The following is a 9744-nucleotide window of genomic DNA, read 5'->3' as shown; positions in this document are numbered from 1 at the left end:
ATTAATTCTTTTCAACTTTCATTGAAAAGCCCTATCACATTTACGAAACTTTGTTCAGTTTTCAAAGGACTACCTTGCCCTTGAGGCAACTAATTCAGTATACCTACTTGGGCAGCCACTGTCAACAAAAAGTTTTTAGTGGCTTGTCGCAACGCATGACTGCCTTGCGACAACTTTAGTATCATACCAACCAGGTCAACTCGTGTCAACGAGAATTGAAAATTTCTCGAAATAACCGGCTAAGTATGAAAATTTGATAAGATGGAGGCAACTTATATCCGAAGGAAGGCAGTTTAATGACCAGTCAGGAAGAATGGAATGACTTCGCCCAAACCTACGCGACTGTGCAGCAAGAGTCGCGCCTGCCCATCGAAATCGACGTGGTGCAGTACCTCGCCCAACGCTTGCCGCTTAAAACCCTGACTGTCGTCGACGTCGCTGCGGGGACCGGCCGTTACGCCCTGCCGCTGACCCAGGCCGCGCAGTCAGTGGAGCTGATTGACTGGGCAGAGAACATGCTCAAGCTGGCGGACCAGTGGCTCACCGCCCATGATCAGACCAACTATCGCCTCACCTCAGCAGACTGGCACACACTGCCCGCAAAGCCCCGGGCAGATCTGGCCTTTGTCAGCCAGCTGCCGACTTTGACCCCTGCCGACTTGCCCAAACTGAGGGCGTTCGGGCGCCGTGCCTTGGTGTTGAACCTGCAAACCCAGGCGGCAAGCTCCCTGCTGACTAAAATGGCTGACGCACTGAACACGCCGACGCCCACGTCGCCTCAGGCCGATCCGGCCCGCGCGATGAACGTCAGCGATTACCTGACGACCAACCACATTTCCTACCACACTCACGACTTTCACTACACGCTACCCGACCAGGCCAGCGTCAGCGATCTTTTAACCAACTTCGATCAGCCCTTTTCCGTGCGCGAAGCCAACCAGCTCGCCGAAAAGGTTACCGGCACTGCAAACGCCAACCAAATGCAGACCATCACCCGGGACTACACGTACCAGGTCATGATCATCCCCGCTGGCCACTAAAAAAGGCCGCACAGCGGCGGCCAGTCAAATTACTTTGCCCGTAAGTTCTCGATGTTGATGGTCGTGTCGACCCAGCTGTCATCGTAAAAGCCAGTTTCATGCGAAACCATCAGGATCGCGCCGGGGTATGCCTGCAAGGCTGCCGCCAGCGCGTTTTTCGTATCCTCATCCAAGTGATTGGTCGGTTCGTCCATCACTAAGACATTGCTGGGCTGCAGCATCAGGTCGGCAAGCTTGACCTTGCTCTGCTCGCCCCCGGACAGCATCTGCAGCGGCTTATCCATTTCCTCGCGGGTCAGCGCCGTGCGCGCCATCACCTGACGAAGCGGCCGCTGGCTCAAAGCCGGATACTTGTTCAGCAGAAACTGCAGCGGGGTCTGCTTGGGAATCGCCCAGTTCAGCTCCTGTTCAAAGTAGGCAAACTTCACGTTATCGGCGTATTCAACGTTGCCGCTGATGGCCTTCAACTCACCCAAAATTGTCCGCAGCAAAGTCGTTTTGCCGATCCCGTTGAAGCCTTCCAGCGCGATGACCTCGTCTTTGGCCACCGTGAAGTTAATCGGGGCCAACAACGGCTGGTCGTAACCGACAACCAGGTCGTTGACATCGACCAGGATCTGGCTTTGTACGTCCTGATAAGGAAAAACCAGGTGCGCCTGCGCGCGGTTGCCCGGAGGGGTCAGCTTGGTCATGCGGGCCAGCTGCTTCTCGCGGCTTTTGGCCATCGTCGACCGGGTGCCAGCCTTGAACTTACGAATAAAGGCTTCCTGCTTCTTGATCTCTGCCTGTTGCTTTTCGTAAGCCTTCATGTAAGTCTCGTGGTCGGCCTCTTTTTGGCGCATGGCCTGGTGCAGCGACCCCGTGTACTTGGTGATCGTGCCAAACTCAATGTCGAGAATGGCGTTCGTCACCTGTTCCAAGAAGTCAAAGTCATGCGAGATGACAATGAAGGCCCCTTCGAACTCCTGCAGCCAGCCGGTCAGCCATTCGACGTGGCTGACGTCCAGGTAGTTCGTCGGTTCATCGAGCAGCAGCATGTCGGGCTTTTCCAGCAGCAGCTTGGCCAAAATGATTTTGGACCGCTGACCACCGGACAGTGCGTCGACCGGGTGATCGAGCCCGATGGCATCCAGACCCAGCCCGGTCGCGACCGTTTCGATCTTCGTGTCGAGGTCGTAAAACTCGTTGGCTTCCAGCTCCTGCTGAAACGTGCCGGCTTTTTCAAGCAACTCATCGTCAGGGGCGGCCGCGTAATCGGCGTAGATCTCGTTCATCTTAGCTTCCTTGGCGTAAAGCGCCGCAAACGCCGTGCGCAGGAATTCCATGATGGTCTGACCGGGCTTCAAGTTGACGTACTGATCGAGGTAACCGACGTTGAGGTGCTTTTTCCACACAATGGTGCCCGCGTCGGGCTCAAGACTGCCGGTGAGGATCTTGATCAGCGTGCTTTTGCCAACCCCGTTTTGGCCGACGACCCCCAGGTGATCTGCTTCATTCACCTGAAAACTGGCATCTTGATATAACTGTTTGTCTAAGAACCGCTGGCTTAAGCCTGTTACTGTTAAGACGCTCACCGTGAGCCCTCCTTTTAATTTTTTCTGAAAACGACTCGATTAATGCTAGCACAATCAGGGGCCCTTTTCAAAACAAGTGCACTCGCGGTCGCGAAACTTTCTACTATTGATAGCTGGTTCACCTGCCCTCAGCCTTTCATTTTGTTTTTCTCGTGTGGTATGCTAGATGAAATTGCTGCGGGAAGGTGTCATTTTGAAAGAAAAAAATAGCGGGTGGGGCCGAACCCTCATCGAGTTTGTGGTCATGCTCGTCGTTGTGGTCGTGGCGGTGCAACTGCTGGTCAAATTTGTGGTCAGCAAGGATATCGTCTCGGGTCCTTCGATGCAGACCACGCTGGAAAACGGCGACCGGCTGTACTCCCTGCGCCACAAGCAGGTCAAGCGCGACGACATCGTCGTGATCGATGCCCCCGACGACCCTGGCGCCTTGTACATCAAGCGCGTCATCGGCATGCCTGGCGACACCATCAGCTTCAAAAATAACGTCTTGTATCTTAATGGGAAGAAGACCAACGAACCCTACCTGGACCGCGCCTTTGCCAAAAAAGAAATCGCGGCTTACGCCAGCAAGCAGGGGTTGGATCCAAACAGCATCAACTTCACCATTAATTTCAACATCGCCACTTGGCCTTCCACCAAAAGCGAGACGGTGCCCAAGGATTCCTACTTCGTCATGGGTGACAACCGCCTGATCTCCAAAGACAGCCGCTCGTTCGGCTTTGTCAAGAAGAACAAGGTGCAATCCGTGGTGGTCTGGCGCTACTGGCCGCTCAACCAAATGAAAATCTTTTAAGTCAGACCGGTCCCTGCAGGGGGGCCGGTTTTTTTACGCAAAAGCGCCGGGAGCTGAGCCCCCGGCGCTTTTGCGTTACGGCATCATCTGCCGCTGCACTTCGTATTCCAGCCGAGCATTGGCGTAAAAGCCCGCGTCGACCAGCTGCAGGTACGGATTGATCAGAAAATCAAACACGTGCAGCGTCACCAGCTTGAGCAGCTGCCAGCCCAGCAAACTGAGCTGCAGGCCAAAGTAGTTGAGCTTGCGCCCGCGCATCAGGCGCCAGGAATCCAGCACCGCAGTCGTGCTGCTGTAGGGCCGACCGTCTCCTTCTTCCTGCCGGCCGTCGTAGTAGCGGTAGTAGCTCATCGACAGGCCGTACATGGCGAGGATGCCAGGAATTATCAGCAGGAAAAAGCCCAGGCTCTTGGCAACCCAGGTCAGCGCCATGACCGACAGCAGCCCGAAGAAGTACCGGCTGTTGAACGTCTTAAGCAGCGCTCCCAGCGGCGACACGTGCGAGACCTTGCCGCGCATCACGTCCAGTGCCGTAAAGGCGATGCCCTGGGTGAACCACAGCATCACCACCGACTGAAGCAGCGTCTGATCCGACAAGGTATTGGTGCCGGATAAGTAATCGCTGAAGTTATCGGGATTAGCCGCAATGTTGGCCAAGCCGTAGTTTTGCATGATCTGCCACACCGTCAAAAAGGCCCAGGCGGTGAACGCCAGCACGATCAGCCACGGCAGCAGGTTGGCGAGCATCAGCGAGCGGTACATCCCCGGCTGCTTGAGTCGCGCCTTGGCCTGATGTTTGATTTCGCGATGAGTCATTGACTGCATAGTGTTCCTCCTAACGCTCCGAGCGCACCGGCTCTTCCGGCACGGCCCCGGTTTGATAACTGGTTCGGATCAGCGCGCCAATCTGCCACAGCGCGGTCAACTGCTTGGGCAAAGCCGCCAGCACACTCAGCGACTGGGTAGTCGAATCGGCCCGCACCACGTGGTGATAGCCGGGCTCGCCAAGGTAGTAAAACCGGCTGGCGGCAAGCGCATACTGCGCGTTGAACAGCTCGTCTTCCATCAGCGCCACCTGCTCGTCAAACTGCAGGTGCGCTGACTCGATCACGCTGCGCCGGTAAAACTTATTCCATAAGTAGCCCCGCAAATAGCCGACCGGGGCCAGCATGCCGCTGAGAAACTGGCGGCGCGACAGCACTTTCGAGCGCAACAGGCGCTTTGGCACTGGCTTGGACGCCGGGTCATCCACGTAAAAGGGACTGACCAAAATGTCGTACGGGCCTTCCTCAAGCGCCGCCGCAAACCGGTCAATCAGCCCCGGTGCTAGCCAGTCGTCACCGTCCATAAAGGCCACGTATAGGCCGCGGGCCTGCGCCAGCCCCGCGTTGCGGGCGGCGGACACACCACGGTTTTCAGGCAGATAAATCGGTTCGATCCGCGAATCCGTCTGGGCCGCCTGCGCGATCAGCGCCGCCGAGTCATCCGTAGAATGATCGTCGACCAAGAGCACCTGCAGATTGCGGTAGGTCTGGTTGATTAAGCTGTTCACACCGCGCATCAAGTACGGGGCGAGATTGTAGATCGGCACGACCACCGACACTAACGGACTGGGCAAAACGCCACCACCATTTCTTTTCTAAAAGCTGCATGCAGTATCGCACAAACAACCGGCCAAATGCCAGCCTGGCTGCTCACTGGCCGGCCACCATGAACTGGGTCTGGCCGGCGAACCAGCCGCGCTCCTGTTTAGTCAAGGCCCGCTCAGTGATCAGCACATCGACAGCGGCTAGCGGGAAACCGCGGTACGGGGCCTGAATCTGAAACTTCTGGGTCTCCGACACCACGATCACCTGCCGCGCGGCCTGGGCCAGTGTCGCCTTGACGTCCGCGTCGTCCGCGTACGGGAAGTACACCCCGGCCGCACTCATCGCGGTCGCGCCGATAAAGGCGGCATCAAAGGCAATGCGGCCAAGCGTCGTCAGGTTTTCAGGCTGGAAGAAGAACCGGCCGTGGTGATTCAGCTTGCCGCCAAGCACCCGCAGCGTCACGTCGCTTTTGACGGCCAGCGCGATCGCGTTGTCGAGCGAGTGCGTGTAAATGGTGACCGGCACATCAATGCTTTGCGACAGCTTGAGCAGCGTCGTTGAATCATCGATGAAGTACACGCCGCCGGGCTTGATCAGGCTCAGTGCCTGCCTGGCCATCGCGGTTTTTTCCTTTGAAAAGAGCTTGAGGCGCTCCGAGTAGCTGGGCACCGTGTGGCCGAATGTCAAAGACACGATTCCCCCGCGGGTGCGGCGGCCTGCGCCACTGGCCGCGAGCGCGACCACGTCTCGCCGCGCCGTATCCCGCGAGACCCCGACGGCCTGCATGATGTCTTCAATGCTGAGTTCCTTGCGTTCCGTCAGCAGCCGCTTGATCTCTTCAAAGCGTTTCTCGCGGTACATCGTCACAAGACCGCCCCCTTTCCATGATTATTTCCATTATACGCTACAGTCCGGCGGTATGGCCGCTACCCATATTTTGCAATCTATATTCGCCAAGGTGGTGAGTGACCGCCAAAAACAGGGAATTTTTCTCATTGACTGCCCATTATTCGTCAAGAATGCGGTTACACCAAAATTTCACGGCTAGTTTATTACGGGCACATGACAGTGTGACAGAAACAGTTGCTTTTGTAAACTGACTGGCACTTGACTGACACGCGTGCTCGATATACTGCTCAGTGTATTCGGGGGAATCGTCAATTTTCAATCAAATAGGAGTGAGTTTTATCAAAATCAAACATTCATCAATTTTCGGGATTGGCGCCTTAACCGCACTTGCCGCCGTCTTCGCGATTTACACCAGCACGCAGCCGGTCGAAGCGATTTCGACTGACGATGCCGCAAACCGCCAGGCGCAGGCGTCCGGGGTCACCCCAGCGGCCACTCAAACTGCCGCTAAAGTCGTGAATATTAACAAGCTGATTGCCGCACCGAGCGCGATCAGCCCGATCAAGCCAGGCGACAACGCCGAGTTTGACGCCATGATGAAACAGCGCGCGGAAGACGCCGCCAAGGCTAAGGCCGCAGCGGACGCCAAAGCCAAGGCCGACGCTGCCGCTAAGGCAAAAGCCGATGCGGCTGCCAAAGCTGCTCAGGCCGCAACGCGCACTACCACCACCAGCGCCGCTAGTACCGCGACCGGCGCAAGCAAGGGCACGTTCAAAGTGACCTTCTACGATCCGGCGGTCTTGGGCTCAAGCATGGGCTACGGCGGCATTGCCGCAAACCTGTCCGTGCTGCCGCGCGGCTCACGCGTCAAGATCCAGCTGTCAAACGGCCAGACCCTGATCCGCGTCGTTAACGATACCGGTGGTTTTGCCGCTGGCAACCCTCACCAAATCGACGTCGCGATGCCAAACAGCCAGATTCCTTCAGCTGGGGTCCTGTCCGCCATCGTTACTATCATCTAAGTCACACCTAAGCCCACCGCTTGCCGCGGTGGGCTTTTTGCATACACGCTGGCCGCCAAAAAAGGCGCCGATTGCCCGGCGCCCAAACAAGGTTACTTAATGTATTGATAAACGTGGTAGTACGGGTTGTTGCCATTGTTCCAGTCAAAGCCGGCGTTGGTGTTTGCCTCGTTTTGCTTGGTGTTGTAGTTGTCGAGCGTCGTCTTGGCCAAGCCCAGCTCCGCGCGGCCCAGGTCAGACACCCGCTGCAGCTCCTTGGTGCTTGGCACCTGGTACGCCGCATCGCCAATGTAGACGCCATCGCCTTGCAACGACTCCTTTTTCACGTTGGTGAACGCGCCGCGGTAATTGGTCGCCAGGGTGACCAGCTCGTCAAAGCTCAGGTTGGTCCGCAAGTCGGAAGAGAGGGTCTTCATCAGACTCGAGTAACTGGACAGTGTCTTGGTCGACAGGACCTTTTTGACTACCTGCACGATCACTTCCTGCTGGCGCTTCTGCCGGCCGTAGTCGCCTTCGGGGTCCTCGTGGCGCATCCGGGCGTAAGCCAGCGCCTCTTTGCCGTCCAGGTGCATCGGCCCCTTGGTGAACTGATAGCTGCCGACGTGCGGATCAGTCCAGGAAAATGCGACGTTCACGTCCACCCCGCCAACCGCATCGACGATCTTCTCCAGCCCGTCAAGGTTAACCAGTGCGTAGTAGTTGATCGGCACGTTGATCAGGTCCTTGACCGCTGACACGGCCATCGCCGTCCCGCCGTACGTATAGGCGGAGTTGATTTTGGTGACGCCGGTGTAATCGCTGGACGCCACGTGGGTCATCGTGTCGCGCGGCACCGAGATCATCGTCGTGCGCTTCTGCTGCGGATTGACGGTGACCAAGATCATGGTGTCGGTGCGGCCCTTGTCAGAGCGCCCAAGGCCGCCGGTGTCAGTGCCGAGCAGCAGCACAGAAAACGGCTTTTGCTTGCTGAGATCGACCTGTGCCTTTTTGACGGTTTGGTTATCGTACGTGGTATCCAGCGCGGTCTTCGTTTGCGCATACAGGCGCAAGGCGTAACCGCCAGCCAGAAACGCGACCGTCAGGATCAGCAAGACGACAATCTTGCCGAGCGGGTGACGGCGCTGATGGCTGCGAGCATCTCGTCTGTCCATGGCTGCCTCCAATTAGCAATACTTGCTATCAGTTTACTCGATTTTTGGCAGAAAAGGAAAAATCCGGTTAAAAAAACGCCCTCGCAGGCGTGATTAAACAAAAAATTAAGCAACTGAGCAAACCGTTTTCATTCTCACCGCTCGCGGCGATTGCGAATCGTCAGGGCCACCAGGTAAAACGCGCACTCAATGACCGCAATGAAGAAGGTGACCGGCCAATTGGTGACATACCCGAGAAACAGCCCGAGCCACACCCCGACCAGCGCCGTGCCCACCGAAATGGCAATCATTTGCGGCAGCGTGTTGCCGAGGTACTGCGCCACCGCAGACGGCAGCGTCAGCAGGATGAACACCAGCATGGAGCCGACAATTTGGGCGCCGATCGACACTGAAATTGCCAAGATCAAAAGAAAATAGATGCTGAGCAGGTTGCGCCGCAGCCCCTGAGCCTGCGCGCCGACCGGATCAAACGAGTCAAAAGCCAGCCCGCGGTAGCCAATGGTCATCGTCAGCAGCACCCCCACCGCCAAAGCGACCAGCTGCCAAACGTCGGCACGGGAAATGCCGATGATCGAGCCGAACAAGATGGTGGTTGCGTAGCTGGAGCTTTTGCTCGACAGGGCCAAAAACAGGATGCCCAGGCCGATGAACAGGCTGGAAATCGCGCTGATCGACGCCTCGCGCCGGCCGGGCCGCACCGCCAGGCGGCCAACCGAAAGCGAAGACAGGATCGTGGTCAAAAGCATCCCGTCCAGCGGCGGGATCCCGACCAGAACCGCAAACGCCGCGCCGGCAAAGCCAATTTCAGACAGCGTGTGCGCCAGAAACGACATGCCGCGTGCCGTGACGAACACGCCAACGATGCCGGTGGTCAAAGCGATAAAGGTGCTGGCCAGAAAGGCGTTTTGCATAAATTCGTATTCGAACATCAGCGTACCTCCTGGGTCGGTCGCAGTTCCTTGGGCATTGCGGCCTCATTCATCTCGGCAGTCGGCCGCATTTCGTAGCCCGTCTGGGTCAGCAGCAGGTACTGCTGGGTGAAACTTTTGGCCAGGTCCAGGTCGTGCGTGACAAACAGCACCGTCAAACCGTGCTTTTGATTCAGCTGATTGACCAGCGTCATCAGCTCGGTTTTGGTGTTGACGTCCAGGCTGGCGGTCGCCTCATCCAAGATCAGGAAATTCGGCCGCGTGAGCAGCGCCTGCGCCAGGTAGGCCTTCTGCTTTTCGCCGCCGGAGGCCATCCCCAGGGATTGGTGCTGGCGCTCGAGCAGCCCGGTTTCTTTCAGCACCGCGGTCACTGCCGCTTTTTCCTGCTTGCTGTGCCACGGCAGGCGCCCGCCCATCTGATTCAGCGCAACAAAACTGCGCAGCGACAGCGGGTACTCGGGGTCGATGTTGCGAAACTGCGGCACATAGCCCAGCCGCAGCTGCGGCGCCTTAATGATCCGCCCGGCGGTGGGCGTCAGCTGACCCATGATCAGCTTGGTCAGCATCGTTTTGCCCACCCCGTTAGCGCCGATCAGGCTGGTCACCGACCCGGCGGCAAGGGAGAAGCTGAGATCATGATAAAGCTGGCGGCCGCGAAAACCGAACTTGAGGTGCTCGACGGTCAAAATGGGTTCAGGCATGGAATTCCTCCGGTGAGTAACAGTAATGATTACGATTAACGGGTTCTATTTTACCCCAATGCGGCGCCGCTGGCCAGAAAAAGGGGCCATTTTCAG

10 protein-coding genes are annotated in these 9744 nt (G+C 57.3%); 3 read left to right on the top strand and 7 right to left on the bottom strand.

The genetic code is table 11. The features are described from left to right. The first annotated feature begins 296 nt into the window (after positions 1-296). On the top strand, positions 297-1040 hold the full coding sequence (locus tag JUF21_RS07425) for a class I SAM-dependent methyltransferase (protein ID WP_203663735.1): 744 nt from the start codon (positions 297-299) through the stop codon (positions 1038-1040). A gap of 29 nt (positions 1041-1069) precedes the next feature. Here JUF21_RS07425 and JUF21_RS07420 read toward each other — a convergent pair whose 3' ends face one another. After that, on the bottom strand, positions 1070-2614 hold the full coding sequence (locus JUF21_RS07420) for an ABC-F family ATP-binding cassette domain-containing protein (RefSeq protein ID WP_203624151.1): 1545 nt from the start codon (positions 2612-2614) through the stop codon (positions 1070-1072). Positions 2615-2807: 193 nt separating this feature from the next. Between JUF21_RS07420 and lepB the strand changes: the two genes are divergently transcribed. After that, positions 2808-3407, top strand: a complete 600-nt coding sequence (lepB, locus tag JUF21_RS07415) for a signal peptidase I (RefSeq protein ID WP_255533291.1) — start codon at positions 2808-2810, stop codon at positions 3405-3407. Positions 3408-3482: 75 nt separating this feature from the next. On the opposite strand, the gene JUF21_RS07410 is transcribed toward lepB, so the two are convergent. The 3 genes from JUF21_RS07410 to JUF21_RS07400 all read right to left on the bottom strand — a co-directional run bounded on the left by JUF21_RS07410 (position 3483) and on the right by JUF21_RS07400 (position 5863). Next, on the bottom strand, positions 3483-4232 hold the full coding sequence (locus JUF21_RS07410) for a DUF975 family protein (RefSeq protein WP_203624149.1): 750 nt from the start codon (positions 4230-4232) through the stop codon (positions 3483-3485). A 10-nt stretch (positions 4233-4242) separates the two neighbouring features. Further along, positions 4243-5025 (bottom strand): glycosyltransferase family 2 protein, encoded by a 783-nt coding sequence (locus JUF21_RS07405; RefSeq protein ID WP_203624148.1) that lies wholly within the window; start codon positions 5023-5025, stop codon positions 4243-4245. Between the two features lie 76 nt (positions 5026-5101). Then, positions 5102-5863, bottom strand: a complete 762-nt coding sequence (locus tag JUF21_RS07400) for a DeoR/GlpR family DNA-binding transcription regulator (RefSeq protein WP_203624147.1) — start codon at positions 5861-5863, stop codon at positions 5102-5104. A gap of 311 nt (positions 5864-6174) precedes the next feature. On the opposite strand from JUF21_RS07400, the gene JUF21_RS07395 reads away from it, so the two are divergent. Next, complete coding sequence (locus JUF21_RS07395; protein ID WP_239061370.1) at positions 6175-6867, top strand: hydrolase; 693 nt, start codon at positions 6175-6177, stop codon at positions 6865-6867. A gap of 92 nt (positions 6868-6959) precedes the next feature. Here the strand turns inward: JUF21_RS07395 and JUF21_RS07390 are convergent, their stop codons facing one another. The 3 genes from JUF21_RS07390 to JUF21_RS07380 form a co-directional block, all read right to left on the bottom strand. Further along, a complete protein-coding gene (locus JUF21_RS07390; protein WP_203624146.1) occupies positions 6960-8018 on the bottom strand; it encodes an LCP family protein in 1059 nt (352 codons plus the stop codon). 134 nt (positions 8019-8152) lie between these two features. Continuing rightward, positions 8153-8947, bottom strand: a complete 795-nt coding sequence (locus JUF21_RS07385) for a metal ABC transporter permease (RefSeq protein WP_203624145.1) — start codon at positions 8945-8947, stop codon at positions 8153-8155. Beyond that, positions 8947-9648: a metal ABC transporter ATP-binding protein gene (locus JUF21_RS07380; RefSeq protein ID WP_203663733.1), complete on the bottom strand. Its 702-nt coding sequence runs from the start codon at positions 9646-9648 to the stop codon at positions 8947-8949. Before JUF21_RS07380 ends, JUF21_RS07385 begins: the two co-directional genes overlap by 1 nt. Positions 9649-9744: the final 96 nt, after the last annotated feature.

Source organism: Lacticaseibacillus sp. 53-4, assembly GCF_016861805.1.
Taxonomy (GTDB): Bacteria; Bacillota; Bacilli; order Lactobacillales; family Lactobacillaceae; genus Lacticaseibacillus.
This window is presented reverse-complemented; position numbering and strand designations above follow the sequence as displayed.